This is a genomic window from Reyranella sp. GW821-FHT12G01 (genome assembly GCF_058806575.1).
The window spans coordinates 949455-973610 of sequence record NZ_JBXAPV010000002.1; the positions used below are offsets into that span (position 1 = coordinate 949455).

The 24156-nt window shown below is 65.8% G+C and carries 28 protein-coding genes; 16 read left to right on the forward strand and 12 right to left on the reverse strand.

Features of this window, described 5'->3' with window-relative positions; translation table 11 throughout:
* Positions 1 to 67 precede the first annotated feature (67 nt).
* The 4 genes from AC1RP5_RS24015 to AC1RP5_RS24030 are packed head-to-tail and all read right to left on the reverse strand — an operon-like array spanning position 68 to position 3579.
* Positions 68 to 463, reverse strand: a complete 396-nt coding sequence (locus AC1RP5_RS24015; RefSeq protein WP_493114887.1) for an MAPEG family protein — start codon at positions 461 to 463, stop codon at positions 68 to 70.
* A 20-nt stretch (positions 464 to 483) separates the two neighbouring features.
* The gene (gene upp / locus AC1RP5_RS24020) at positions 484 to 1122 is read right to left on the reverse strand and encodes a uracil phosphoribosyltransferase (RefSeq protein WP_493114889.1); all 639 of its coding nucleotides are present in this window, start codon (positions 1120 to 1122) and stop codon (positions 484 to 486) included.
* 23 nt (positions 1123 to 1145) lie between these two features.
* Positions 1146 to 2309 (reverse strand): URC4/urg3 family protein, encoded by a 1164-nt coding sequence (locus tag AC1RP5_RS24025; RefSeq protein ID WP_493114891.1) that lies wholly within the window; start codon positions 2307 to 2309, stop codon positions 1146 to 1148.
* A 34-nt stretch (positions 2310 to 2343) separates the two neighbouring features.
* Positions 2344 to 3579: a GTP cyclohydrolase II gene (locus AC1RP5_RS24030; protein ID WP_493114892.1), complete on the reverse strand. Its 1236-nt coding sequence runs from the start codon at positions 3577 to 3579 to the stop codon at positions 2344 to 2346.
* Positions 3580 to 3694: 115 nt separating this feature from the next.
* Between AC1RP5_RS24030 and AC1RP5_RS24035 the strand changes: the two genes are divergently transcribed.
* From AC1RP5_RS24035 to AC1RP5_RS24055, 5 genes are all read left to right on the forward strand, one after another.
* Positions 3695 to 4135 (forward strand): hypothetical protein, encoded by a 441-nt coding sequence (locus AC1RP5_RS24035; protein ID WP_493114894.1) that lies wholly within the window; start codon positions 3695 to 3697, stop codon positions 4133 to 4135.
* Between the two features lie 183 nt (positions 4136 to 4318).
* A complete protein-coding gene (locus AC1RP5_RS24040) occupies positions 4319 to 5191 on the forward strand; it encodes a carbohydrate ABC transporter permease (protein ID WP_493114896.1) in 873 nt (290 codons plus the stop codon).
* A gap of 4 nt (positions 5192 to 5195) precedes the next feature.
* Positions 5196 to 6032 carry a carbohydrate ABC transporter permease gene (locus tag AC1RP5_RS24045; protein WP_493114897.1) on the forward strand — a complete coding sequence of 279 codons (837 nt, stop codon included), beginning with the start codon at positions 5196 to 5198 and terminating at the stop codon, positions 6030 to 6032.
* A gap of 55 nt (positions 6033 to 6087) precedes the next feature.
* On the forward strand, positions 6088 to 7383 hold the full coding sequence (locus AC1RP5_RS24050; protein ID WP_493114898.1) for an extracellular solute-binding protein: 1296 nt from the start codon (positions 6088 to 6090) through the stop codon (positions 7381 to 7383).
* A 77-nt stretch (positions 7384 to 7460) separates the two neighbouring features.
* Positions 7461 to 8555: an ABC transporter ATP-binding protein gene (locus AC1RP5_RS24055; protein ID WP_493114900.1), complete on the forward strand. Its 1095-nt coding sequence runs from the start codon at positions 7461 to 7463 to the stop codon at positions 8553 to 8555.
* A 93-nt stretch (positions 8556 to 8648) separates the two neighbouring features.
* Here AC1RP5_RS24055 and AC1RP5_RS24060 read toward each other — a convergent pair whose 3' ends face one another.
* A complete protein-coding gene (locus AC1RP5_RS24060; RefSeq protein WP_493114902.1) occupies positions 8649 to 9551 on the reverse strand; it encodes a 2-hydroxyacid dehydrogenase in 903 nt (300 codons plus the stop codon).
* A 66-nt stretch (positions 9552 to 9617) separates the two neighbouring features.
* Here AC1RP5_RS24060 and AC1RP5_RS24065 point away from each other — a divergent pair, with 66 nt between their 5' ends.
* The 5 genes from AC1RP5_RS24065 (at position 9618) to AC1RP5_RS24085 (ending at position 12281) form a co-directional block, all read left to right on the forward strand.
* Positions 9618 to 10052, forward strand: a complete 435-nt coding sequence (locus tag AC1RP5_RS24065; protein ID WP_493114904.1) for a hypothetical protein — start codon at positions 9618 to 9620, stop codon at positions 10050 to 10052.
* Positions 10053 to 10192: 140 nt separating this feature from the next.
* Positions 10193 to 10540, forward strand: a complete 348-nt coding sequence (locus AC1RP5_RS24070; RefSeq protein WP_493114906.1) for a hypothetical protein — start codon at positions 10193 to 10195, stop codon at positions 10538 to 10540.
* A 78-nt stretch (positions 10541 to 10618) separates the two neighbouring features.
* Complete coding sequence (locus AC1RP5_RS24075; protein WP_493114908.1) at positions 10619 to 11065, forward strand: cupin domain-containing protein; 447 nt, start codon at positions 10619 to 10621, stop codon at positions 11063 to 11065.
* A 3-nt stretch (positions 11066 to 11068) separates the two neighbouring features.
* On the forward strand, positions 11069 to 11893 hold the full coding sequence (locus AC1RP5_RS24080) for an N-acyl homoserine lactonase family protein (RefSeq protein ID WP_493114909.1): 825 nt from the start codon (positions 11069 to 11071) through the stop codon (positions 11891 to 11893).
* A 91-nt stretch (positions 11894 to 11984) separates the two neighbouring features.
* A complete protein-coding gene (locus AC1RP5_RS24085) occupies positions 11985 to 12281 on the forward strand; it encodes a hypothetical protein (RefSeq protein ID WP_493114911.1) in 297 nt (98 codons plus the stop codon).
* A gap of 46 nt (positions 12282 to 12327) precedes the next feature.
* Here AC1RP5_RS24085 and AC1RP5_RS24090 read toward each other — a convergent pair whose 3' ends face one another.
* The 3 genes from AC1RP5_RS24090 to AC1RP5_RS24100 all read right to left on the reverse strand — a co-directional run bounded on the left by AC1RP5_RS24090 (position 12328) and on the right by AC1RP5_RS24100 (position 16107).
* Positions 12328 to 14025 carry an N-acyl-D-amino-acid deacylase family protein gene (locus tag AC1RP5_RS24090; RefSeq protein WP_493114913.1) on the reverse strand — a complete coding sequence of 566 codons (1698 nt, stop codon included), beginning with the start codon at positions 14023 to 14025 and terminating at the stop codon, positions 12328 to 12330.
* Positions 14026 to 14102: 77 nt separating this feature from the next.
* On the reverse strand, positions 14103 to 14513 hold the full coding sequence (locus tag AC1RP5_RS24095; protein WP_493114914.1) for a hypothetical protein: 411 nt from the start codon (positions 14511 to 14513) through the stop codon (positions 14103 to 14105).
* 73 nt (positions 14514 to 14586) lie between these two features.
* Entirely contained in the window at positions 14587 to 16107 is a 1521-nt protein-coding gene (locus AC1RP5_RS24100) for an SGNH/GDSL hydrolase family protein (protein WP_493114916.1), read from the reverse strand.
* A gap of 48 nt (positions 16108 to 16155) precedes the next feature.
* On the opposite strand from AC1RP5_RS24100, the gene AC1RP5_RS24105 reads away from it, so the two are divergent.
* A complete protein-coding gene (locus tag AC1RP5_RS24105) occupies positions 16156 to 17220 on the forward strand; it encodes an LLM class flavin-dependent oxidoreductase (protein WP_493114917.1) in 1065 nt (354 codons plus the stop codon).
* Between the two features lie 187 nt (positions 17221 to 17407).
* Complete coding sequence (locus AC1RP5_RS24110) at positions 17408 to 18133, forward strand: Crp/Fnr family transcriptional regulator (protein WP_493114919.1); 726 nt, start codon at positions 17408 to 17410, stop codon at positions 18131 to 18133.
* 19 nt (positions 18134 to 18152) lie between these two features.
* On the opposite strand, the gene AC1RP5_RS24115 is transcribed toward AC1RP5_RS24110, so the two are convergent.
* The 3 genes from AC1RP5_RS24115 to AC1RP5_RS24125 are packed head-to-tail and all read right to left on the reverse strand — an operon-like array spanning position 18153 to position 19722.
* On the reverse strand, positions 18153 to 18611 hold the full coding sequence (locus AC1RP5_RS24115; RefSeq protein WP_493114921.1) for a DUF3617 domain-containing protein: 459 nt from the start codon (positions 18609 to 18611) through the stop codon (positions 18153 to 18155).
* A 58-nt stretch (positions 18612 to 18669) separates the two neighbouring features.
* The gene (locus tag AC1RP5_RS24120) at positions 18670 to 19044 is read right to left on the reverse strand and encodes a hypothetical protein (RefSeq protein WP_493114923.1); all 375 of its coding nucleotides are present in this window, start codon (positions 19042 to 19044) and stop codon (positions 18670 to 18672) included.
* 57 nt (positions 19045 to 19101) lie between these two features.
* Entirely contained in the window at positions 19102 to 19722 is a 621-nt protein-coding gene (locus AC1RP5_RS24125) for a creatininase family protein (protein ID WP_493114925.1), read from the reverse strand.
* On the opposite strand from AC1RP5_RS24125, the gene AC1RP5_RS24130 reads away from it, so the two are divergent.
* The 4 genes from AC1RP5_RS24130 to AC1RP5_RS24145 are packed head-to-tail and all read left to right on the forward strand — an operon-like array spanning position 19694 to position 23512.
* The gene (locus tag AC1RP5_RS24130; protein WP_493114927.1) at positions 19694 to 20626 is read left to right on the forward strand and encodes a hypothetical protein; all 933 of its coding nucleotides are present in this window, start codon (positions 19694 to 19696) and stop codon (positions 20624 to 20626) included. The genes AC1RP5_RS24125 and AC1RP5_RS24130 overlap by 29 nt on opposite strands.
* 58 nt (positions 20627 to 20684) lie before the next feature.
* On the forward strand, positions 20685 to 21653 hold the full coding sequence (locus tag AC1RP5_RS24135) for a TRAP transporter substrate-binding protein (protein WP_493114928.1): 969 nt from the start codon (positions 20685 to 20687) through the stop codon (positions 21651 to 21653).
* 6 nt (positions 21654 to 21659) lie between these two features.
* On the forward strand, positions 21660 to 22202 hold the full coding sequence (locus AC1RP5_RS24140; RefSeq protein WP_493114930.1) for a TRAP transporter small permease: 543 nt from the start codon (positions 21660 to 21662) through the stop codon (positions 22200 to 22202).
* A 2-nt stretch (positions 22203 to 22204) separates the two neighbouring features.
* The gene (locus AC1RP5_RS24145; protein WP_493114932.1) at positions 22205 to 23512 is read left to right on the forward strand and encodes a TRAP transporter large permease; all 1308 of its coding nucleotides are present in this window, start codon (positions 22205 to 22207) and stop codon (positions 23510 to 23512) included.
* On the opposite strand, the gene AC1RP5_RS24150 is transcribed toward AC1RP5_RS24145, so the two are convergent.
* Positions 23478 to 24137, reverse strand: coding sequence for an aspartate/glutamate racemase family protein (locus tag AC1RP5_RS24150; RefSeq protein ID WP_493114933.1), 660 nt, complete (start codon positions 24135 to 24137; stop codon positions 23478 to 23480). The two genes, AC1RP5_RS24145 and AC1RP5_RS24150, sit on opposite strands and share 35 nt — an antisense overlap.
* Between the last annotated feature and the right edge of the window lie 19 nt (positions 24138 to 24156).

Sequence of the window (24156 nt, forward strand, 5' to 3'; positions counted from 1 at the left end):
GTCCCCCCCCCCCCCCCCCCCCCCCCCCCCCCCCCCCCCCCCCCCCCCCCCCCCCACGGCCCTTCCTTTACATTGCCTTCAGCAGTTCGATGGCGATGAGCACCATGCCAATGACCGACACGAACCACGCCAGGGTGCGCAGCCAGGCAATGCCGGCGACGTAGATCACGGCATAGGCGACGCGGCCCCAGAAGAAGATCATCGCTCCCATCGCGGTCATGGCATTGGCCTTGCCGGCCACCGCCGCGATCAGCACCAGCGCCGCGAACAGCACCAGGTTCTCGATCATGTTGAGATGCGCGCGCTTGGCGCGTCCCGCCCAGCCCCTGATCTCGGATAGGCCTTCGCGGTTGCCGGCCAAGGTTGGCAGGCCGACCGCCTGGTTGGCGCCCGTGGCCGCCACCAGCATCTGTACGAACGTCAGGATCACGGAAAAGAGGAGGTACTTCAGGTCCGGAGACATTGGTGTTTCTCCCGTTATCGTTATTTGGTCCCGAAGAGACGGTCTCCCGCATCGCCGAGCCCGGGAACAATATACCCGTGATCGTTGAGTTTTGCATCGATCGCTGCCGCGAACACCGGGACGTCGGGATGGACCTCGGCGAAGGTCCGCGCCCCCTGCTCCGAGCCCAGCACGCAGATGAACTTGATGCGCTTGGCCCCGGACTCCTTCAACCGGTCGACTGCCGCGATGGCCGAATGGGCGGTCGCCAGCATCGGATCGCAGACGATGACGTCGCGGTCGGAGATGTCCTGCGGGATCTTCAGGTAATACTCGACCGCCTGCAGGGTGCGCGGGTCGCGGTAGAGGCCGACATGGCCGACACGGGCCAGCGGCACCAGGTCGATCACGCCCTCGGCCAGCCCGAGGCCGGCGCGCAGGATCGGCACCACGACCAGCTTCTTGCCGTCGAGCAGCGGCGCATCCATCGCCTCGATCGGCGTCTCGATGCGCGCCTGCATCATCGGCAGGTCGCGCGTGGCGTCGTAGCCCAGCAGCAGCCCGATCTCGCGCAGCAGGCGCCGGAAATTCGTGCTCGACGTCGCCTTGTCGCGCAGCTTGCTCAGCTTGTGCTGCACCAGCGGATGCGTGACGACATGGATCGAGTGCGGCAATGACATTGTCTTCTTCTCCCCAGGAACTTCTAGAACACCGTGCCGTCGCTTTCGACGGCGATGGGCGGGCCGCCGCCGGGACGGCGCTCCGCGGCCAGACGGCGCCCCGCAAACCACGTGCCGGCCTCCAGCACCTTCACCAGCGGCAGGCGGGCGGCGTCCACACCAAGATGCAGGCGGACATGCTCGGCGATCTGGTCGAGCAGCGCCACGGTGAGCGCCCGCCATTCCACGATCGCCTCGTCGCCGGGCCCGAAGCTCTTCTCCAGCAGCACGCGCTGCTTGGGCCGCAGCGCGCCGGCATCGACCAGAAGCCCGCCGTTGCGATATTCCGGCAGGCCGGTCAGCGCGTCGAGCGCCACGACCTTGAGGCCAGCGCCCTCGATCGGCTCGACCAACGAATAGCTCATCCATTGCGAGAGCTTGTGGAACGGCACCAGCCCGATCGCCGGATGCTCCCACACGTCGCCGCGCGGCGACGGCCAGATCGGCGACAGTTTGTCGAGCACGGCGGCCAGAATGGCCTCGGCCTTCACTTCGCTGCCGCCCGTCGCGCTGCCCGCCACGATGTCGAACAGCGCACCCGGCCGCTCCAATCCGACATTGCCCAGCTTGCGCAGCAACTCGGCGCGGCCTTCGAGGCCAAGCAGCGGATTGTGCGCCTTCACCTGGAAGCCCATAGCGATATCCATGGGCGTGAGCTTCGCCAGCCGCTCGGCATCGACCCGCAGCGGATCGCCCTTGGCGTCGCGGCTGAACGCACCGTTGGCGAACATATGGAAGCTCGCGACGCCCAGCCCCTCGGAGCGCGCGTAGGTCTCGGTCGTCCCCGGCTCGCGATAGCTCCAGTCGGGCCCGGCCCCGGCATCGAGCAGCACCGAGACGACCGCGAGGTCCATGCGGCGGCGCGCGATCTCCTCGGGCGGCAGGCCTTTCAGCCGCCCGGCCAGTGCGCTCCAGCGGTCACGGCCGCCGGCCTCGAAGTGCCGCCAGCGCGAATGGAACGGGATCGTCGCCGGATCGGGAAAGCGCTCGCGCGCGACGGCCAGCGTCGCCTGCACGGCAGTCTCGAGCCCGTTGGGATCGAGCTGGAACCACTGCGACTGCCCATCGACGACATACTTCAGGACCATCGCCGCCCGCTCGCGGATCGCGACGGGCGTGCGCAGGTAGGCCAGATCGTTTCTCAGCATGCGCGTCCATACACTGGATGACACGGAAAGCCGCTCATTCGTCGAGCCCCCGTCCTTTGGCGCGCGCCAGCTCGTTGGAGCCGGGCTTGGTCGGGCTGAAATAGCCGGCCGCCTTCTTGGCATCCATCTCCACCAGCGCGTCGGCGGGGATCAGATGCTCGGGGATCGGCACCTGCTCGACGATCTCGATGCCCTGCTCGCGCAGCGCGTCGGACTTCATGTTGCTCATCGAGGCGAAGCGGTCGATTCGGTTGATGCCGAGCCAATGGAAGATGTCGGGCATCAGCTCCTGGAAGCGCATGTCCTGCACGCCCGCCACGCATTCGGTGCGGTTGAAGTATTGCGCCGCCGAATCGCCGCCGGGCTGACGCTTCCGCGCGTTGTAGACGAGGAACTTCGTCACTTCGCCCAGCGCCCTTCCTTCCTTGCGATTGTAGATCACGACGCCGACGCCGCCCTTCTGGGCCATGTCGATGCAGATCTCGATGCCGTGCGCGAGATAGGGCCGGCAGGTGCAGATGTCGGAGCCGAACACGTCGGAGCCGTTGCATTCGTCGTGGAGACGGCAGGCGATCTTCGCCCCGGGCTTGCCGAGCTTCGACACGTCGCCGAAGAAATAGATCGTGGCGCCGCCGATCGGCGGCAGGAAGAGTTCGAGGTCGGGCCGCGTCACCAGCTCGGTGTACATGCCGCCGGTCTGCTCGAAGAGCGTGCGGCGCAGGTCGGTTTCCTTGACGCCGAAACGCTCGGCGATCCCGGGCAGCCACCAGACCGGCTCGATCGCGGCCTTGGTCACCTTCACGTCGCCCGAGCCGCTCAATATGTCGTTGTCGGGCTTCAGCCGGCCGGCGGCCATCGCCTCCATGATCTCGGGCATGTTCACATGCGCCTTGGTGATCGCGATGGTCGGGCGAATGTCCCAGCCCGCGGCCAGCTTGTCGGCAAACACCTCGGAGACCAGGTGGCCCCACGGATCGAGCGACACGATCTTCTTCGGGTCGAACCAGCCTTCGAAGGGACCAATGCGCTCGGCCGGCGAGGTGTTGGTGAGGTCGGGCCGGTGATCGGCCTTCAGCTCCTGCGCCGCGATCGCGAGCGCCCGATAGATGCCGTAGCTGCCGGAATGGACGCCGATGACGTTGCGATGCGAGGTGAGACCGACCGTGCCCACGACGGGGCCTCTGACGGCAGGATCGCGCGCGCCCCAGACCACCGGAGGGGCCGGCTGGCCGCCCTGGGCAGGATGGGTATTGAGCCTGATATGCGCCATGTGCTTTCCGGTCCTCTGGGAGCGGGAAAGCGAGGCATAGTATAGCGCACGAATGACCAAAGGAAGACGGCGCGCTCTTGCGTCCGATGATCGGGCGGGACACCCTTCACGCACCATGACGAAGATCGCGCTTTCCGTTTTCTCTGTCCTGCTTGCGCTGATCGCCGTGCCGGCCGGCCTGTCGGCGGCCGACCCCGTTCCTGCGCCGAGACCGATCTACTTTTCTTCCGGCGCGAGGAGCGGCACCGTCGGCGGTCATGTCCAGCGCGGCGAGTACAATCTCTATTCGCTGGCCGGAGACGCTGGCCAATATATGACCGTGTCGATGACGACGCCCGGCGGCAATGCGATCTTCCAGATCTATGAGCCCGACACCGCGATCCACCGCGACGGCGACGGACAACTGATCTTCACCGGCAAGGCGCTGCGCACCGGCGGCCCCGGCGAGGATGCGACGCGCTGGACGGGCCGCCTGCTACGCAAGGGCACCTACATCATCGCGATCGGCAGCACGCGCGGCAACGCCAACTACAGCATGGACGTCAAACTCGAATAGCCTCGTCCACACGCAGGATGCGACTTCCCGCCTTGCTATCGGAATGCTAGCGTTCAACCTGTCGCGGCTCTTCAAACAGAAGTTGCCGTGACGCAGCGAGTGTAAAAACGGCGCGAAACAAGCGTCGGCACGAAGAAGAGTGGTACGGGGGGAGGACGGCGCGTGACGCCAACACGACGACCCATGTTCGGCGAACAGCAGCGGTTCATGCTGTTCCTCATTGCGCCCGCAGCTTTGCTACTGGGCCTCTTCCAGGTCGTGCCCATCGTGATCGGCGCCAATGCGAGTTTTCGCGACTGGGCGCTGTACAATCCCAAGAAGACCTGGGTCGGGCTCGATCACTACAAGTCGGTCATCACCGATCCGGCGTTCCTCGAAGTCGTGCTGCCCAACACCTTCATCTTCATGGTGCTGAGCGTGGCCGGCGCGCTGGTCCTGGGGCTCGGCCTCGCCCTCCTCCTCAACCGGCCGTTCCGCGGCCAGAAGATCGTGCAGACCGTACTGATGGTGCCGCTGATGGTGGCGCCGGTGATCGCGGCCATCATGATGCGCTGGATGTTCAACGATCAGTTCGGCGTCGTGAACGCCGTGCTGGAAGGGCTTGGCCTCGAGGGCCAGCCATGGCTGGTCGAGCGCTGGAGCGCCTTCGGCATCATCGTGCTGACCGACATCTGGCTGTGGACGCCGTGGTTCACCCTGCTCCTGCTCGCGGGCCTGCAGAGCTTGCCCAAGGAGCCGTTCGAAGCAGCCGAGATCGACGGCACCTCGACCTGGCGCGTGTTCAGCCACCTCACCCTGCCGATGCTGCAGCCGGTGATCGTGGTCTGCGTCGTGATCCGCGCCATTGACGCGTTCCGCACCTTCGACATCGTGTGGACCCTGACCGGCGGCGGCCCCGGCCGTTCGACCGAACTATTCAGCCTCTACGCCTACGTGCTCGCCTTCCTGAACCTCGACCTCGGTCGCGGCTCGGCGGCGGCAATCGTGGGCGGTCTCATCATCCTTGTGGTCGGCATCGGTCTCTACCGCATCGTCGATCGCGTCACGAAGGCCTGATCCGATGGCGATGGTCCGCCGCTCCCTGATGTTCTCCGGCCTGCCCAAGGGCGTGCGCCGCCTGCTGTTCGGCTTGGCGCTGTTCGGCATCTGCTTCGCCTTCGCCTTCCCGGTCCTGTGGCTGATCCTGACCTCGCTGCGGCCCGAGTCGGGTGTCTACTACGTCCATCGCGGCACCGAGTTCACCCTCGCGAGCTTCGCCGAGGTGTTGCAGGACGACCGGCTGATCCACGCTTTCATCAACTCGGCCATCATCTCGACCCTGGCGACGATCTTCTCGCTGCTGGTGACAGTGTCGAGCGGCTACATGCTGTCGCGCTTCAAGGGGCCGGCGGCACAGACCTGGTTCGGCACGATCTACGTGTTCCGCTGCGTGCCCTACATCTCCTGGGTCTTGCCGCTCTACTTCGTGGCCCAGAGCTGGGGCCTCTACGACACCTATCTCGGACTGCTGCTGCCGCACATCGCCGTGCACATCTGCTTCTTCTCCTGGCTGATGAAGGGCTTCTTCGACGGCATCGACCCGTCGATGGAGCATGCCGCGCTGATCGACGGCTGCACGCGCTGGGGCGCCTTCGTGCGGGTGGCGCTGCCGTCGGCGATCCCGGCGATCTCGGCGCTGGCCGTGCTGTGCTGGCTGTTCACCTGGAACGAGTTCCTGTTCGCGCTGATCCTGACCGGCAACAAGGTGCCGGTGATCACCGTGGTGATGGCGCAGTTCGTCACCGAAATGGGCTTGCGCTGGAACCTCATGGCCGCGACCGCGGTCATGGCGCTGGTGCCCGCCTTCCTGCTGGCCCTGTTCGGCCAGAAATACGTGATCCGCGGCCTCAGGATCTGATGGGGCGGATCTAACAACAAGACAAAGACCAGGATCCAATCGAGGAGGAAACGAGATGAGCGTGAGACGTAGGACACTGGCTGCGATGGCAGCCGCCGCCGGACTGCTCGTCGCAGGCGGCGCCAACGCCCAGGCGGTCAAGGAACTGCGCATCGGCTACCAGCCGAGCCCGATCCAGGACGCCTCGATCGCCATGTTCGAGACCTGGGGCGCCAAGAACGGCATCAAGATCGTGAAGGTGCCGAACTCCTACGGCGTCTACGTCGAGAAGATGACGGCGTCGCTGACCTCGAACTCCGACCAGTACGACGTCATCTGGCACAATGACGACTGGGGCCAGCTCTGGGCTCACCTGCTCGAGCCGACCGACGACGTGCCGGGCCTCCAGTTCGCCGAGAAATGGGGCATGGACAAGGTCGTGTTCGGCAATGCGCAGGGCCAGAACACGGTCGTGCCGATGGGCCAGACCTTCAGCGTGTTCTTCTATCGCTCCGACCTGGTGCAGCCCAACGAAGTGCCGAAGACGCTGGCCGAAGTCGTCGACATGAGCAAGAAGCTGCAGGCCGCCAACAAGGTGAAGTTCGGCTATGTCGGCGCCATGTCGATGAACAACAGCTGGTTCAGCTGGTTCTGGTCGATGTGGGGCAACAATTGCGACGTGCTGATGCCCTTCTACGAACGCGACAACGCCAAGCTGGCGGCCGCCGGCTGGAAGTCGGGCCTCGGCGATCCCTGCATGAAGCAGACCGTCGAATACTGGTGGGATGCGATCAACACCCACAAGATCTCGCCGCGCGGCATGCCGGCCTACGACCGCAACGAAGCCAACGCGGTGTTCATGGCGGGCGATGCCGCCTTCACCGTGGCCGACTCGCTGTGGTGGGGCACCTTCAACGACACCGCCAAGTCGAAGGTCGTGGGCAAGGTTGCCGCCGCGCGCTTCCCGCTCGGTCCCAACCGCCAGAAGAACTTCGCCTGGGACGACATCTGGGGCTGGGCCATTCCGAAGTCGATCTCGCCCGAGCGCAAGGCGCTGGCCAAGCAGATGCTCGGCGCCATGATGATGGACGAGGAAGGCCAGATGAAGCTGTGGAAGGCGACCGGCGCGCCGCCGCCCAACACGCAGTTCTGGGACAAGATCGCGGCCCAGGACCCGTTCATGAAGCTGCTGAAGGAAGCGGCCCTCGATTCACCCGACAAGGTGCGTGGCGCCTACTACTTCCCGCAGTGGCCGGCCGTGCATAAGGCGTTCAACGACGCCGTCACCAAGGCCGTCACCGGCAAGCGCGAGGATATCGGCAAGGTCCTTGCCGACGGCGCGCCGCTGGTCACCAAGGCGGCGACGCCCTAACGGCCCGAAGCGATACCCCCGCCGCGCACCTGCGCGGCGGGGCATCACGCGCAGCGTAAGCAAAGTCGGCGGGGATCATGGCTGAGATCGTACTGGACAAGCTCAACAAGCATTACGGCACGATGCATCACGCCGTGAAGGACGTCGATCTCACCATCGCCGACAAGGAATTCGTGGCGCTGGTCGGACCGTCGGGCTGCGGCAAGTCGACGACGCTCCGCATGATCGCAGGGCTGGAGGACATCAGCGGCGGCGAGATCCGCATCGGCGGCCAGGTCGTCAACCATCTGCCGCCGCGCGACCGCGACATCGCGATGGTGTTCCAGAACTACGCGCTCTACCAGCACATGAGCGTCTACGACAATCTGGCCTTCGGCCTGCGCAACAAGAAGATTCCCGAAGCCGAGATCAAGGCCGCGATCGACCGCGCCACCGGCATGCTCGGGCTGCACGACCTCCTGAAGCGCAAGCCGCGCCAGCTCTCGGGCGGCCAGCAGCAGCGCGTGGCGCTCGGCCGCTGCATCGTGCGCAACCCGCTGGTCTTCCTGTTCGACGAGCCGCTCTCGAACCTCGACGCCAAGCTGCGGGCGCAGATGCGCATCGAGATCAAGCGGCTGCACGCCCAGATGCCGACGACCTCGGTGTTCGTCACCCACGACCAGGTCGAGGCGATGACGCTCGGCGACCGCGTCGTCGTGATGAAGGATGGCCGCGTCCAGCAGGCCGGCACGCCGCTCACCGTCTACGGCAATCCGGTCAACAAGTTCGTCGCGGGCTTCATCGGCGCGCCGGCCATGAACTTCCTCGACGTCACCATCGCGAAGGAAGGCGACACGATCGTGGCACAGTCGGCGGCGGTGAAGCTCGCCGTCACCGAGGCCAGCAGCCGCGCCCTCGAAGCCTACCTCGGGCGCCGCGTGATCATGGGCCTGCGGCCCGAGCACCTGATCCTGGGCGACGGCGTCGTGAGCCGCAGCTTTGCGGCCAAGGTCGAGGTGGTGGAACAGCTCGGCTCCGAGATCCTGCTCGAAACCCGCGTCGGCGACGCCCGCGTGACCGCCGCCCGCGTGCCTCCTGAATCCGCAATCGCCGCCGGCGACCAGGTCCGCCTCAGCGTCCAGCCCGGCCGCCTCCACTTCTTCGATCCCGACACCGAGAACGCGATTACCTGAGGCGCCTAATCGGAGCGCGCAACTCCAGTTGCGCTCTTCCTTCGTTGTTCAGCAAGATATGAGCGCAACTGGAGTTGCGCGCTCCAATGACCTTCACCCCTTCGCCGCCAGGTCGATCGCGCGGCGGTACATCGTCATCGCGGCTTCCGGTGTGTTGTAGCCGGCGTGCGCGGTCAGGGTGACGTTGTCGAGTTTCAACAGCGGCTCCTCGGGCGGCGTCGGTTCCTTGCCGAAGACATCGGTCGCGTAGTGGCCGATGCGGCCCGCGCGCAGCAGGTCGATCAGTGCCGTCTCGTCGACCACGCCCGCACGCGCGGTGTTGACGATGATGACGCCCGACTTGGTCTTCTCGAGCTTCGCCCGGTCGAGAAAGCCGCGCGTAGAATCGTTCAGCGCGAGATGCAGGCTCACGATGTCGGACTGCGCCAGCAGCTCGTCGATCCCCACCGTCTTCACGGCGCCGCCCGAGACGGGCGAGCGGTTGTAGGCGATCACCTTCAGGCCGATGCCCTGCGCGATGCGCGCCATCTCGCGGCCGATGCCGCCCAGGCCGACGATGCCCAGCGTCTTGCCCTTGAGCTCCATGCCCTGCATCGGCCGCCAGCCGCCGCCGCGCACGATGCCGTGCATGGTCGCGATGTGCCGGGCTGCGGCAAAGACCAGGCCCATCGCATGCTCGGCCACCGTCGTGTCGCCGTAACCGCCGATCGTCGACACCTTGATGCCGAGCCGTTCGGCTGCCGCGACGTCGACGAAGCTCGCCGCGCCGGTGCCGAGGAAGACGATGTGCTTCAGCCCTGTGCAGGCCTTCAGCGTCGGCTCGCTGAAATAGGTCGCGTCGTTGATGACGGTGTCGTAGCCCTCGACCTTGCACGGCACCTGATCCTCGGAAACCGGCCCCATGTTGACGACGACGGGAATGTCGCTCGCGCCATGGACACGCTTCCAGACCTGGTCGATGTCGGGCGTCGAATCGATGAACAATGTTTTCGGCATGGTCGTCCTCCCCCAGTTTTCCCGACGATAGTCTGCACGGTCGAAACTGTCTGCTAGGGTAGTGCGATGAACCGACGCTTCCTCCTCGGCACCCTGCCGCTCCTCGCCGCTGCGCCCGCCCTCGCCCAGCAGGTTCCCGCCATCCGTACCGTCACGCTGTCGCCGGCACCGGCCAGCACGACGGTCACCGGCAGCCTCGCCGACACCAAGGCGCGCGGTCTCTATTACGTGCCGGGACAGGCCGGTCAGACGATGAACATCATGGTCACGTCGCCCGGCAACAATGTCGTCTTCCAGGTCTGGGAGCCTGGCACCGCCGTCCGTACCAACCCCGACGGCACCCTGGCGCTCGACGGCAAGCCGATGCACGACGCCGGCCCGATGGAGGAGCCTGCCGCCTGGGTCGGCGCCCTGCCCAAGCCCGGCCCCTACCTGCTGATCCTCTACAGCCGCCGCGATCCGGCCAGCTACACGGTCACGATTTCGGTGACCGCGCAGTAATTTCCCCTGATTCCGAGGCGCTTTTTCAAGGTTGCGCCGCGAGTGCAATATATCTAGGTTCCGCCCTGTGTGTGGGTGGGTTCGGCGTGGGGACGCGAACCCGTCAGTTTCATAGTCGGGGAACGACGCAGGAGCTGGATATGAAAATGCTCGTTGCGGGCGCGTCTGCGCTCGCCGTGCTGGTGGCCGTGGCCGCCGGAACCATCGCCTATTCGCAACAGAGCGCGGCCCCCGCCAAGCCGGCGCCCGTACAGGGCGCGCAGGCGCCGGGACAGGGCCAGACGGCCGTTCCGGCCTGCCTGACGCAGTACAATGCGATCCCGGGCCAGTCGGCGATCACGATGATCAAGGCCGGTTACGAGATCAAAGCCGCCGTGCCGAACGGCCTGTGGCTGCAGAAGGACAAGGATCTCTACTACTGCAATTCCGGCCGGCCGATCGAAGGCGACGCGCAGTGCTGGCAGATGCGCGAAGTCACGCGCTGCTGATCGGACTTGCCTCCCCCGGCTGCTGACCGCGGCCGGGGAACGGTGCATGCTCGCCTCCAAATCAAAATGGAGGATGGCATGCCCGACCTGTTTCCCACGACCGGCGAAGCCGAGCAGGAACAGCTCAAGGAAGAAGCGGCCACCGGCGGCCCCGGCATCGTGAACCATCTCGGACCGGACTCGTTCCAGAAGGACGGACTGCGTCCCTTCTTCGAATACCGGCCACTCGGCCTCAAGGAACTGACCGGCGGCAAGGTCGGCGCGCATGTGATCCGCGCCGTGCCCGGCCAGCATCCCGACGCGCCGCGCCACAGCCATGCGCTGGAATTCCAGTTCGTCTACGTGCTGAAGGGCTGGGCGATCTTCGAATACGAAGGCTATGGCCAGCACAAGCTGGTCGCCGGTTCGACCGTCTATCAACCGCCCGGCGTGAAGCACAAGGAAATCGACCATTCCGACGATCTCGAGCTGATCGAGATCACCATGCCGGCCGACTTCGAAACCACCGTGGTCGAGAAGGAGTAGAGCATGCGCCGGTCCGTCGCCGCCCTCTTCACCTCCCTGCTCCTCGCCGCCGCGCCGCTGTCGCTCGCCCAGGCGCAGGGCCAGTCAGGGGGAACCGTCGAGAAACTCTATGTCATGGATTGCGGCCACAACGCCGCCACCGACCAGTCGCGCTGGTCGCCCGGCGTCAATGTCGGCAAGCCGCTCGACCTCTCCGACAACTGCTATCTGATGAAGCACGGCAACCAGTGGCTGCTGTGGGACACCGGCTATCCCGACGCCATCCTCGACAAGCCGATGACCTCGCCGGTCGGCACCGCCACGCGCGCCAAGACACTGGCGGCGCAGCTCGCCGAGGTCGGCGTGAAGCCCGACGACGTGACCTTCGTCGCGGTCTCGCACACCCACGGCGACCATGTCGGCAATGTCGACATGTTCCCCAAGTCGACGCTGCTGATCCAGAAGGCCGAACTCGACTTCGCCTTTGCCGCCGGCAAGCAAGCGCCCTTCAAGGCGGAGCGGCCGGTGAAGGCCCTAACCGGCGACCTCGACGTGTTCGGCGACGGCAGTGCCACGGTGATCTCCACGCCGGGGCACACGCCCGGCCATCAGTCGCTGCTCGTGCATCTTCCGAAGACCGGATGGATCGTGCTGTCGGGCGATGCCGCGCACTTCAAGGACAACTGGGACAATCGCCGTGTCGCCTCCATGAACACCAGCGCCGAACAGACCCAGGCCTCCTACAAGCGCATCGCCGATCTTCTGGCGGAGAAGAAGGCCGAGCTCTGGATCAACCACGACAAGCCACAGAGCACGGCCCAGAAGCGGTCTCCCCAATTTTACGACTGACGGTGGGGTATTGCGCGGGAGATTACCCGCCTGCGTTGCATCCGGACCCATATTAACCTAAAATCTTAGTAGTTTTTGGTAAGGGGTTCCGATGAAGTCGCTTTTGGCCTTCGCGCTCGTTTGGCTGGCAAGCGGTGTCGCGTGGGCTCAACCGCAGCAGCCGCAAGCGGGAAAGCCGCAGGCCTGCGTGTCGCAATATTCCGAGGCGGCCTCGATGTCGCCTGGCCTGCTGATTTCAATGAGCTACGAGATCAAGGCCGCGATCCCGGGCGGCCTGTGGCTGCAGAAGGACAAGGAAGTCTATTTCTGCAATTCCGGCCGCGCCGCCGAGGGCGAAAACCTGTGCTGGAAACTGCGCGTGCCGGTGAAGGGGCAGGCCTGTCAGTAGGGCGCGCACTTTGTCGTCCTGAGCGCAGCGAAGGACGACCGAGGGCTTACGCCCCGTGCCGCAGCAAACGCCCTGAATAGGTGTTGGTCGGCCTGTCATCGCGCATCGTGACCTCGCCGTTCACCAGGATGTACTTGTAGCCCGAGGCACGTTGCACGCGGCGCCATTCGCCGCCCGGCAGGTCGTGCGCGATCTCGTCGGGCAGGACTTTAAGCCCGTCATAGTCGTAGATCACGATGTCGGCCGGCGCGCCCTTCTTCAGCATGCCGCGACCACGGAAGCCCGCGACCTCGGCCGGCAAGGCCGACAGCCGCCAGTGCACATCCTCGAGGCTCAGCATGCCGTGCTGGCGCACCACCTTGCAGATCGTCTCGGTCGGATAGCGGCCGGCCGTGAGGAACTTGGTGTGGGCGCCGCCGTCGGACACGCCGAACAGGATGTAGGGATCGTCGACCAGTTCCTTCAGGTACTCGATGCTGCCATTGGGAGGTGCGGCGAAGAACTCGGTCTCGAGATTCTCCTCGACCGCCATGTCGAGCATGACGTCGACCGGATGCTTGCCCATCTTCTCACCGGCATGGGCCAGCGTGTAGTCGAGCCATTTCTTGTTGCGCTCGGTCTTTGGCCCGACGATGGCGATCTGCGGCAGCGGCCCCGTCGCGGTGATCGGCAGGTTTTCGCGCAACTTCGCGCGGCGCGCCGGATCGGCGAGCTTGGCCAGCCGCTCCTCGCGCGTGCCGGTCGTCGCATCGCACCAGTCCTGCGAGTCGTCGAACAGGTTCCAGTCCTCGAAGGTGAAGGTGAAGCCCGCGTCGGTCGTGAGCCCCTGCCCGACCACGCGGATGCCGCGCTCGCGGCAGCTCTTCAGCCACGCGAGACCGCGGCGGTGGATCTCGGGCCGGTGATCGAAGGCCTGGATCACGTTCATGATCATGGGCCGGCCACTCAAGGTAGAAAGCTCCTCGTAGAAGGCGCGATCCCTGGCGTTGTCGCCCGAGATCAGCAGCATCTGCATGAAACCTTCGTTGCGCTCGGCCAGCACGCGCGCGAACTCGCGGCAGGTCTCGTCGTGCATCACGTCGGTCGGCATCGGCGTGCCGTCATAGTCACGCTGCACCGCCGACGGCCCGGTGGGCTTCATGCGTTGCGCCGACCAGCCGCAGGCGCCGGCATCCATCGCCTCATTGAGCAGGCGCTTCAGTTCCGCATGCTGCTCCGGCGTCGGCATCTTGCCGGCCTTCGCGGCCTCGAAGCCCATCACCCAGATCAAGAGCGGTGACACCGGCACGTAGGGCAGGATGTTCACAGCCTTGGGCGCGGCATCGACGCTGTCGAGGAACTCCGGGAATGTCACCCAGTTCCACGGCATGCCCTGCTGCATCGAGGCCATCGGGATCGCCTCGACCCGGGTCATCGACATCATCGCCCGCTCGCGCTCGGCCGGCCGCACAGGGGCAAAGCCAAAGCCGCAATTGCCGATCACCACCGAGGTGATGCCGTGCCACGAGGAGAGCGTGCAGTAGGGATCCCAGAAGAGCTGCGCGTCGTAGTGCGTATGCAGGTCGACGAAGCCCGGCGCCACGATCAGGCCGCCGGCATCGATCACCTCGTCGGCGTCGCTTGCTGAGATCTGGCCGATCTCCGCGATGCGGCCGTCCTTGATGCCGATGTCGCCGCGAAAGCGCGGCAGACGGCTGCCGTCGACGACCATTCCGCCGCGGATCACGCGATCGTAGCGCGCCATTCGTTTCCTCCGGTTTTGTCGGAAGCGTGGGCGCGCCCTATCTGGCTGTCAACGCGAGCGGGCTCGCGTCGCAGAACTCAGTTACGCTTCTGGATCTGGATGAACATGTTGTTGGTGTTCGGCCGGTAGGCGACATTGTAATGCCCGCCGCCGCCGACGTTGCTGCACGCACTGCCGGCCGTCTGCACCCGCGCGATCGTGTAGGTCGTCCAGGCGCTGCCCTTCGACATGTCGACGTCGAGCTGGAACGCCAGGTTCGGCGAACTCTTCTGCGCGTCCTTGTAGGGCCAGCAGATCGCGACCTGGTAGCCCTTCTGGAGCTGCCGCGTCTGCCACTCACCCTCGCCCCACCTGTAGCGATAGGAGATCGGCACCTGCGTCTCGTTGTGAAGGCAGGCGCAGCCGTGAGTGGACTGCTGCGCCAGCGCCGGCCGCGCGTCCATTCCAAAGCAGGCGATCGCAACGATCGCCGTCCATACGAACTTCATTGTTTTAGCTTCCCCGAGTGACGACGCACCCTAGGGTTACTTCCTGTGGACTGCAACAATTCCGCGGATGCGTTCAGCCCGCTTTCTTGTGGCAGTCGAAAGTGACGACCCTCGGCGTGTAGGGCGCGGGCGGCGCCACGGCGGGGAAGCTCTTGCGGGGCCAGGTGCCGTCCGCGAGATGCCGGTCGACGATCGGCACCAGCAGCTGCAGCACGATCCAGGCGCGCAGCCGCTCGCCCTCGGGCGTGCCGTGGATCGCGTCGATAAAGAGATCGGGATCCGACGGCATCAGCCGCGCGACATCGAGGAAGTCGATCTTGTGCGCTTTGGCGAACTTCTCCAGCACGCGGTTCTGGAAGATCGCCAGCCGTTCGAGGTCGCGGTAGCGGAACGGCGCGTAGCCGTAGTTGAGATATTCCAGGATCAACCGGTGCCGCAGCGGATCGAGCACCATGCCGTCCCACACCAGCCACTTGTACGAAGCCACCGCGAGTTCGGCGCCGATCTTCTCCGTCGTCGCCTCGATGCGGCCGAGATCGCCCAGGATCGTCGGCAGGTTCACCGGCAGGTCCTGGCTCGTCAGGTCGGGATCGCGCTCGTCGACGCCCTTGGGCCAGACCAGCTTGTAGTCGGGCTTGGGCCATTCGCGTCCGTCCGCACCGGGTGCCGTCGAGGCGCCCTCAGGCCGCGGGCCGAACCGGGCGATCAGGTCCTGCAGGCGGCGGGCCAGCGCCGACGTGTAGCCCAGATCCTCCAGGATCTGCCCCAGCGGGCCGGGCTTGGGCCGCGCCATGATCGGCAGGTCGGAGGTCCTGGGCGGTAGGTCGGCCACCAGCGTCTTCAGCTCGAACTGGTTGGCGCCTTCGTAATAGACGACGAGATCGGGCGCGAGCGGCGCCACCTCGTTTTTCATAATGGCCGCGATGTCGGGCGAGGCGATGCTCTCGCGCCCGGCGTTCAACGCCTCGAAGCGGAGGTCGAGCTTCTTCGCGGCCGCCCATTTGTTGAGCCAGAAACCGACATGCTCGGGATAGGAATAGAGGAAGTTGTGCGAGCTGACGGTAGTCGAGGCGCCGATGAAGGCGATGCGGATCGTCCTGGGCTGGCGGGTGACGGGCACCGGCGGGCCACGGAAGCCGTAGGCGTTCGTCACCAGCCCGATCGGGGTCGTCGTGTCCGGCAGGAAGCGGAAGCGCGGATAGGGTTCGCCATCCGGCGGGTCGTAGACGTAGATCCGGCCCGGCGCGTCCTTGAGATAGGGGTGCTGGCAGGGGTCGCCGCCGATGAAGGCGCTGTTCCAGACCTTGAACATGTCGGACTTGCGTGTGCCCTCGGTCACCCCGCTCTCCTCGACCAGGCGGATCAGGTCGAGGCCCTCCTTGGTGGCGGGCCGGCGGTTGGGAAGCGGCGGCGGATTCTCGGGGAACCAGGCACGCTGCACGCCCGGGGCAAGCGGGATCTCGCCGAGATGCTTCAGCGCATCGCTCGGCGCCTCGGTGTCGAGCCAGCGCACCATTCCCTCGGCCGCCAGCGTGCACAGCGCGACGGTGACCAGGATGAGTAGGGTGTTCTTCAGGACCTGTAGCACCGCCACAGTAAGACAAGCATGCTATAGAACTGCAAGCACCACGCGGAGAGTTCGATGCAGTTTGGCTGGCTTACCCTCGCAATGTCACCGTCGCCCGAGGAAGACGGCGCCCGCATCGACCAGATCGTGGCGCAAGCCTGCGAGGCGGAGCGGCTCGGCTTTTCCGACGTCTGGCTGACCGAGCACTATTTCACCGGCGAAAGCGTCTACTGCGATTCGCTGATGTTCGCGGCCGCGCTCGCGATGAAGACGGAGAAGGTGCGGTTGGGCTTCGCCGTGGTGCAGACCCCCTTCCACCATCCGGTGCGCCTGGCCGTCCAGCTGGCGCTGCTCGACAATCTCAGCAAGGGCCGCATCGACGTCGGCATCGGCAAGGGCACCGCCTACAACGAGTACGAATTCGTCGGCCACGGGCTTCGCAGCACCGACAGCCGCGAGCGCATGGAAGAGACGGTCGACATCCTGCAACGCGCCTGGACGGAATCGCCGCTCGACTATGACGGCCGCTTCCACAAGCTGCACGTGCCCGCGATCCGGCCCAAGCCCGTCCAGCAGCCCGGTCCGCCGCTGTGGCGCAGCGTGATCTCGCCCGGCTCGTTCAAGGAGTGTGGCAAGCTCGGCATCCCGATCCTGACCGCGCGCCTGCCGGTCGAGCGCATCAAGGAACGCTGGGCGACCTATGCCGCCGGCATCGACGAAGGGGGCCACGATGCCGCGACCAAGGCGCGGCTGCTCGCCAAGAGTGCGCTCTGGCGCAACGTCTACGTCGCGGAATCCGATGCGGAAGCCGAGGATGCGCTGGCGGAACTGCTCGTCGAAACGCGCGCGCACATGATGCATGTGCGCGAGGCGCACAATCCAGCCGACTTCGAGCCCGAGCCCGCGACCCTCAACGCCTGGACCGATCCCAAGGTGCCCGACTCCGAGGCTGTGCCCTTCGTGCTGCGCACCGGTTCGCTCTATGGCTCGGCCAAGCGCGTGCGCGAACAGGTGGCGGAGCTGCGTGACGTGGGCGTGCAGCATCTCCTCTGCCAGACCGGCTTCGGGGCGATGAGCCACGCGCAGAACCTGGCCTCGATGCGTCGCTTCGGCGAACAGGTGATGCCCGCCTTTGCCTGAGGTGGCCGCGCACCTCAGTATGAAAGCGTACTGTCTGGAACAGTGTCCGTAATCGGACAGACCAACACGACACTGCAACACGTTGGTAAAGCTCGACAGGGAGCAACGTCCGACGACTGCCTGCCGTCACCCAAGCCCGGGTGGGGACCTGGCATCAGTGTTCATGTGCTTCGCATGGAGAAAGCACGTGAACCGAGCAGCCGAGCACGTGCACAACCGCCTGCTGGCGACTCTGCCGGCTGCAGATTTCGACCTTCTGAGACCCGCGCTCGAACGGATCGACCTCGAAGCGAAGCAGGTGCTCGAAACGCCGCGCCAGCCGATCGCCGACATCTACTTCATCGAGAGCGGACTCATTTCGGTCGTCGGCACGACGCATCCCGACCATCGCATCGAAGTCGGCATGGTCGGCCATGAAGGCATGACGGGCCTCGGCGTCGTGCTGGGCGACGACAGCTCGGCCAACGAGACACTCGTGCAATCGAAGGGCAGCGCGCTGCGCATCGGCGCCGCCGATCTGCGGACCGTGATGCAGCGCAGCCCGCGCCTCACCTCGCTGCTGTTGCGCTACGTGCATGTCTTCCTGCTGCAGGGCAGCCAGACCGCTTTGGCCAACGGAAGAGGCCGGCTCGACGAGCGCCTCGCGCGCTGGCTGCTGATGTGGCACGACCGGCTGAGCAGCGACGATCTCGTGATCACTCACGAGTTCCTGTCGTCCCTGCTCGGCGTACGGCGCCAGGGCGTCACCGAGACCCTGCACGCGCTCGAAGGGGCCGGACTGGTCCGCTCGAGCCGCAGCCTGATCAAGATCGTGGACCGCGACGGCCTGCAGGCCGCGGCCAACGGCTTCTACGGCGTTCCCGAAGCCGAATACGACCGCTCGATCGGCGGCCTGGCGCGGATGCCGGCTTAAGATACCGCCAGCTTATCCCTTACTTCGGGCAGTCGCCGAGGCGCTTGCCGCTCAGTTCGCTCTTGCCCTTGACCGTCGTGCCAGACTTGTCGGCCGCTTCGAGCTGGCCCAGGCCCTGGTAGCTGGTCTGGGTGTAGGTGATCTCGGCCTTGGCCGTGACGCCCGGCATCTGGTCGTTCGGCGGGCAAGTCAGCGTCGCGGCGAGGATGCCGGCCTTGGCCGCGGCCGGTTCGTACTTGCAGCCATGTTGCTTGATCTCGTCGGGCGTCGGGAAGAGCAGGCGCTCGAGCTGGGCCTCGTCGGCCTTGAGGCAGACCTTCTTCGACGTGGGCGGCATCGGCTGAACGCCTTCCATCGTGGTCTTCTCCGTCGTCTCCCATTCGCCCGCCTGGATGGCGGTCTGCGCACCGGCTGTGGTGGCGACCAGCGACCCGATCAGCGACACGGCAGCGAAGGCCGACAGTCCGAACAACTTCATGAAAACTCCTGCTTTCGCGTGAGCCGGGACCATAGCCGATTCCGGCGCGCGGCGTCGCCTACTTCGCCTGGCTCGCGATCCAGCGGCGCGCGGGCTCGACCTCGGAGAAGACGCGCATCGGCCGGTCGGCCGTTGCAAGGATGCCCAGCACGCGCGACACGAGTTCGGCCTTGTCCGGCGGTATGACGACAGCGAGCGGACCCGGGGTGCCGCCCTTCGCATGGCGCTCGCGGATCCCCACGCCGATGGCCAGCATGTCCTCCGCCGTCATGCTGGTCTCGCCGCGGCTGCCGTCGAACAGCTTGCGGTAAGGCAGCGTGCCCGCGCCGTTCATCGCCTTGATGTAGGCTTCGACATCCTCTCGCGTCACGTCGCCATCGGCGACCGTGGTCACGAGTCGGTCTTTGGAGTCGACGGTCCAGTGCAGCGGCATGGCGCGCATTCTTGCCAGCACGGCAGAGAAAACGCTACCGCATGCTGCAAATTTTCGTCAGCCGATGTCGGGCCATTTCGTAACGAGTGCATCGAAGATGGCATCGACCTCGTCGGACAACATGCGCTCGCCCGCGAAGGCCTGCGCGCGCGAGCCGACCGGGAGCAACGCCATGCGCACGCTCCGCGGATCGAGCGCAAGCATGCAGGAAGTGCCGTATTCATCGGCATCGGATCGTTTCTTCGCACGCAGCACTGGCACGTCGCGCGATATGTCGAATGCCGCCGCGTGAGAAAGACTCGCATCGAGGATCGCCAGCCGTTGCGCACCCTGCGACCGCAGCCTGTCGACGCGGTCCAGCAGGATTTGCCTCAGCGTCTCAGGATGCAGACAGCCATCGGCATCGACGACCGGCGTCACGACAACGGCCAGGCGATCGACCAGCCTCTGCCCCAGGGCACGGGCGATCGTGACCGCGGTCTTGAGTGGCAGATGCGCCGCGGCGGACGCGCCGGACGCGGCCACGGGAATCACGACGACGGCATTGCCGTCGAACCGTGCCATGGCCTCCTGGGAGGTGAGATCGTCGAGCCAGACGCCGGGGGGAGTATTCATCGGCCGCAGGCTAGCACGTGCTAGGGTGGCTTCAATGAATCCGCTCGCCGTCCTGCAGCGCATGGGGAAGCACGCCACCACGCTGCTGCCCTTCTCGCTCCTGCTCGGGTTGCTGTTCCAGGACGTGGCCGCCGCGGCGCGACCATTGGTGCTGCCGCTCGTGGTGGTGCTGCTGATGCTGGCGTTGGCGCGCATGGACTGGGTGCGCCTCAGCGCGCTGCTGCGCCGGCCCGGCCCCGCCCTGCTGCTGGCGGTCCTCAACCTGATCGCGGTGCCGTTGATCGTGTGGCCGATCTGGCAGGGGCTGGGCCTGTGGCCGAGCCTCGTCACCGCGCTCTGCCTCAGCGCCATGGCGCCGGGCATCATCTCGGCTGCGACCACCGCCACGTTCCTGCGGCTCGATTCGTCGCTCGCGCTGCTGTTGTCGCTGTTCACCAACTTCCTGGTGCCCTTCACCCTGCCGCCGCTGGCGCTGTGGCTGCTGGGCTTCGACCTCAAGATCGGAGCCTTCGACCTTAGTTTGAGACTGGCGATGATCGTGGCGATCGCGCTGGTCGGCGCGCTCGTCATCCGGCGCTGGCTGGGCTCGCGCATCGTCGAGGCTGGCACGACTCTTGATGGTGTCTCGGTGGCGGTGCTGATGGTCTTCGCCATCCCGTTGATGGATGGAGTCGTTGCCCGCGCCGTGGCGGAACCGGTGAAGCTCGCGGGCTTCATCGCGGGCTCTTTCGGAGGGATGCTTCTTTGCAATCTGGTGATGGCGGTCGCGACCCTGCCGTTCCTCGACCGGCGCAGCGCCTTCACGGTGGGGTACTGCTCGGGCGGGCGGCACAATGCGCTGCTGATGGCGGTGCTGCCGGCGACGGCCGATCCCGACATCTTCCTGTTCATCGCCGCCGTGCAGTTTCCGATCTACATCATCCCGACGCTGCTGCAGCCGCTCTACCGTCGCTTGCTGCCCCGCTGAGGTCGTTGTAACGATCCGGCCAGGGGACTTTCACGCAACCATCCGGGAGACTTTATCCATGAAGCGCAGACTTCTTCTCGCCACCGTCGCGACGCTGCTCGCCACGCCGGTTCTGGCCCAGACCAAGTGGGACATGCCGACCGGCTATCCGGCCACCAACTATCACACCGAGAACATCCAGACGTTCGCGGACGATGTGAAGAAGGCGACCGACGGCAAGCTCGCGATCACGGTCCATTCCAACGCCTCGCTGTTCAAGGTGCCCGAGATCAAGCGAGCCGTTCAGTCGGGCCAGGCCCAGATGGGCGAGCTGCTGATGTCGAACCTCGAGAACGAGAACGCACTGTTCGGCGCCGACGTCGTGCCGTTCCTCGCCTCCTCCTATCCCGAGGCGATGAAGCTGTGGAAGGCGCAGAAGCCGTTCATCGAGAAGAAGCTCGATGCGCAGGGCATGATGCTGCTGTTCGCCGTGCCGTGGCCGCCGCAGGGCCTCTACACCAAGAAGGACGTGAACTCGGCCGCCGACCTCAAGGGCCTGAAGTTCCGCGCCTACAATGTCGGCACGACGCGCCTAGCCGAACTGGCCGGCATGGTGCCCGTCACGATCCAGGCCGCCGACCTGCCGCAGGCGCTGGCGACCGGCGTCGCCAACTCGTTCATCTCCTCGGGCTCGACCGGCTACGACAGCAAGGTCTGGGAGTCGCTCGACCACTTCTACGACACCAAGGCCTGGCTGCCGAAGAACATGATCTTCGTGAACAAGGAAGCCTTCGGGAAGCTCGACAAGGCCCAGCAGGACGCGCTGCTCAAGGCGGCGGCCGAGGCGGAAGTGCGCGGCTGGAAGCTCTGCGAGGAGAAGACCAACTGGTACACCGACCAGCTGAAGGCCAAGGGCATGAAGACGCTGGAGCCCTCGCCCCAGCTCATGGCCGACCTCAAGAAGTTCGGCGAGCAGCTCACCAAGGACTGGCTGGCCAAGGCCGGCGCCGAGGGCCAGCAGCTCGTAGACGCCTACAAGAAGCAGTAGTCGATCTTGCGCCGCTTTCTCGACGCTCTCTACTGGGTCTGCGGCGCTCTCGCCGGGCTGATGCTGATCGCCATCTGCGTCGTCATGATGCTGATGTCGGTCGGCCGCGAGTTCGGCATCAACCTGAAGGGCGGCGACGAGATCTCCGGATGGCTCTGCGCCGCCATGTGCTTCCTCGGTCTCGCACATACCTTCAAGCAGGGTGACCTGATCCGCGTCACCCTGGTGGTCGACCGCTTCGAGGGCTCACGGCGGCGCCTCGTGGAACTCGTCGCGCTGTTCACTGGCGGCGCGTTCCTCGCGCTGTTCGCCTGGTTCCTCACCAAGATGGTCTGGGATTCCTGGCGCTTCGCTGAATACGCGCAAGGCGTGATCGCGATCCCGATCTGGATCCCGCAATCGGCACTGGCCGTCGGCGTGGTCCTGCTGCTGGTCGCCTTCGCCGACGAATTCGTGCGCGTGCTTTTAGGCAACAAGCCCTGCTACATGCGCGATCCGCCGAAGACGGCGGACGAGATCATCGAACGCGCGGCCGAGAGCGGAGTCTGACGATGGACCTGCTGGAGATGGGCCTGCTGCTGCTGGGTGTGCTTGCCCTGCTGCTCGGTGCCGGCGTGTGGATCGCGATGTCGCTGATGGCGTGCGGCTGGGTCTCCCTGCTGCTGGCCGGCAAGATGACGGCAGGCCAGATCCTCGCCACCACGACCTGGGGCGGCGCGAACTCGTGGACCCTGGCGGCGCTGCCGCTGTTCATCTGGATGGGCGAGATCCTGTTCCGAACAAAGCTGTCGGAAGAGATGTTCAGAGGTCTCGCGCCGTGGGTTGGATGGCTGCCGGGCCGCCTGATGCACGTGAACGTGCTGGGCTGCGGCATCTTCGGCTCGGTCTCGGGCTCGTCAGCGGCGACCTGCGCCACCATCGCCAAGATCGCGCTGCCGGAACTGAAGAAGCGCGGCTACGACGAGGAGATGAGCCTCGGCTCGCTGGCCGGCGCCGGCACGCTCGGCATCCTCATCCCGCCCTCGATCACCATGGTGGTCTACGCGGTGGCGGCCGAAGTCTCGATCATCCAGGTCTTCCTCGCGGGCTTCATCCCCGGCCTGATCGTGATGGCGCTCTACTCGGGCTACATCATCGTCTGGTCGCTCAGGAATCCCGACAAGACGCCGCCCGACGACCTGAAGCACCTCACCTTCAAGGAACGCCTGAAGGAATCGGCCAACCTCATTCCCTGCACCTTGCTGATCCTGCTGGTCTTCGCCTCGCTGATCTTCGGCTGGGCGACAGCGACCGAGTGCGCGGCGTGGGGCGTGATGGGCTCGCTCGCCATCTCGCTGTGGTCACGCATGCTCACCTGGAAATCGTTCTGGGAGAGCGTCATGGGCACGGTGCGCCTTACCTGCATGATCATGCTGATCCTGGCGGGCGCATCGTTCATGGCCGTGGCCATGGGCTATACCGGCGTGCCGCTGGCGCTCGCGGCCTGGGTGAACAGCCTCGGCCTCAGCCCGTTCATGCTGATCGCCGTGCTCACCGTCATGTACATCGTGCTCGGCACCGCGCTCGACGGCATCTCGATGATCCTGCTCACGACGTCGATCGTGCTGCCCATGATCAAGGCCGCGGGCTTCGATCTCGTCTGGTTCGGCATCTTCATGGTGCTGGTGATCGAGATGGCGGAAGTCTCGCCGCCGGTCGGCTTCAACCTGTTCGTGCTTCAGGCGATGAGCGGCAAGGACAGCATGTACGTCGCCAAGGCCTCGCTGCCCTTCTTCTTCCTGCTGGTCGCGGCCGTCGCCATCATCACGGTCTGGCCGTGGTCGGTCATGGTCCTGCCGAAGCTCGCCTTCCCAGGCTGACGTAGAAGTCGTTCAGGAGATCGAGCACGTCGAGCACGGGAAGGCCCAGCGCCTTTTCCAGTGCGGCCTTGTACGGCGGCAGGTTGGTGCATTCGAGCACCAGCGTATCGACCTCGGGGTGACGGGCTAAAAGATCGCGCCCCGCCGCAACCACCTCGCGCTCCACCGTCTCGCGATCGAGCGTCAGCCCGTTGCGCAGGAAGGTGCCGGCGAAGGAACTGTCCTCGGGCAATCCCACGACCGGCGTATCGACCGGTGCGCCGACCGCCGCGAGATGCGCCGGCGTCAGGTTCTCGGCCGACGCCGTGATCACCCCCGCCTTGCGGCCCTTCAGCTCCTTGATGTGCAGCAGTGCCGAGGTCGCCACCGGCACTGGCGACACCTTCGCGAGATCGTCCTGATACAGCGCCAGGAACCCGCAGCTCGTGCCGAGCCCGACCGCGCCTTCCGCCGCCAGCGCCTCGGCATTCGCCTTCAACGCCGCCAGCACGCGCGGCCGGTCGGGATGCGCCGCGACGGCGTCGGCCGAGCCGATGCCTTCCATCGTCCGGAGAATCACCGGGAAGTCGTACGATGCCGTATTCCCGACATCGCCCACGATCCGCGGGAACCGCGTGTCGAGCATCAAGATTCCAAGAGGCCGA